General features: G+C 27.1%; 2 protein-coding genes. One reads left to right on the top strand and one right to left on the bottom strand.

Annotation, left to right across the window (positions count from 1 at the left end; genetic code table 11):
• Positions 1–189 precede the first annotated feature (189 nt).
• Positions 190–1,149: an AraC family transcriptional regulator gene (locus tag CL42_RS16035; protein ID WP_035270919.1), complete on the bottom strand. Its 960-nt coding sequence runs from the start codon at positions 1,147–1,149 to the stop codon at positions 190–192.
• A gap of 155 nt (positions 1,150–1,304) precedes the next feature.
• Between CL42_RS16035 and CL42_RS16030 the strand changes: the two genes are divergently transcribed.
• The coding region (locus CL42_RS16030; protein ID WP_035270915.1) for a hypothetical protein at positions 1,305–1,799 on the top strand (495 nt) is incomplete at its 3' end.

Below are 1,799 nucleotides of genomic sequence, written 5' to 3'. Positions count from 1 at the left end.
TCTAACTGTGTTTCAGAAAGCTTCTTTGAGTCGATGTATTTCATTCGCACATTATGCATGAATATTTAAAATTATTCGGAACAAATAATCAGCAAGGGATAGATCTTTTTTTGATTTATGAAAGAGATCTACTAGTAACATAAAAAAAAGAGTTATTAAAACTATGTCAAAATATATAATAGAACTAGATTACACATTTATACCTTCTTTTTTTCTAAAAGAAGATGGGGACTTGCCAGTCCATTTTCTAAAAGCATGACTAAAATTTGATTCATCACAATAGCCGAGCAAATCAGAAATATTCTTTAATTTTAAATTTGTATTTAAGAGTAAATCTATAGAGTCGAGTTTTTTTCGAGAGTTTATTAAATCAGTATAATTTTTTCCTAAATGAGACAACTTTCTTCTCAATGTTCTTGTATGTAATTTTAGAAAATCCCATATTAGTGTATCTATAGGCAAAGAATCTTTAAGTAGATTTACCTGAATTTGACAATCTTTAATATAATTGTTGTACGCGAAACTATTAGAAAATGGGAACTTATAGCTAAGCATATTTTTTGAAATGATTATAGAGTTCTCAATAGCGTTAAAGTTGATCTGAGTTGACGAAAATAAATCTAAAATATTGTGTTTCTCGAACATCAGATTGACATTAATCTGACTAGCAATCTCATTACTAAGAGATTTGAAAGTTTTTAGAATAGTGAAAATTGCAGACTCGATAAACCATTGAGAAAGGTAACTTTCAAAAACTGGATCTGATTCGAAGAGTAGACATATTTTATCTTTGTTCGTTATTAGTTGTATGTTTATTCCTCTACCGACTAACTGCCAATATTTGTAAATAAAATGGACAGAATTACCTAAATCAGAGCAACTTAAGAAAGCTTGGCCGAAAGAACCAAAAGAAGTGATGGATATATTCTCAGCAGCTCTCATCCCTAGAGTGATATCAAAATTAGATTCAACCCAAATATCTTGCATTATTTGAACTACTTTTGATGCTGGTATATAACTTTTTTTAATAATATCAGTATTTTGAGGAAGTTCATGTTTTGAAAGTATACAAGTAGCGCTCTTATTTAACTCCATTAAAAGATTAAGGTATTCAGCTGGATAAAGACCAGAAATACTAAAATTTAGCATGTGAAATCCTATGTATGGCCGAAAATAACAAAATCTTAGGTCAGTTTGACACTGTTCATTTGAGGATGCAAGTTTGAAAATAAATATAAGTTAAATAGGTACAGAATCTAAGTTTATTTATAAAAATATTGTTTATGTACTAAAAGGATAGTGAAATGGAGTTTAGTGTCCCTAAAGTATCAATAAGATATTATTTGATGCTGATAAAAGTAATTGAGAAATATGATATTAATGTGAGTGATTATTATAAAATATTGGGAATAAATAAATATAGATCAGATATAGATTTGAATAGCGAAATTGATATTTTTCAAATTGAAAAATTAATTATTTCAATTCAAAATTTAAAACAAATTGATAAAATTTTATTAGATTTTGCTAATAGTATAAAAGTTACTAGTCATCAGGATGTAGGATTTGCATTATTAGTTTGTCAAAATTTCAAAAATTGTGTAGATGTGCTTGAAAGTTTTTTTCGCCTAATATTACCTTTTTTTGAATTAAGAGTAAATTATTCTAATGACACAGAAGTCGACCTAATCATAAAAAATAATATAGTGCTTTCACCATATGTGGTTCAATTTCATATGGAAGTATTAACTATAGTATTTGTAAATAATATAAATCAATTATTAGTTCAGCCAAATTCT

Source organism: Acinetobacter sp. Ver3 (assembly GCF_000632455.1).
Taxonomy (GTDB): Bacteria; Pseudomonadota; Gammaproteobacteria; order Pseudomonadales; family Moraxellaceae; genus Acinetobacter.
The sequence above is the reverse complement of the archived record's forward strand: the minus strand, read 5'-3'. Positions and strand labels throughout refer to the sequence as shown.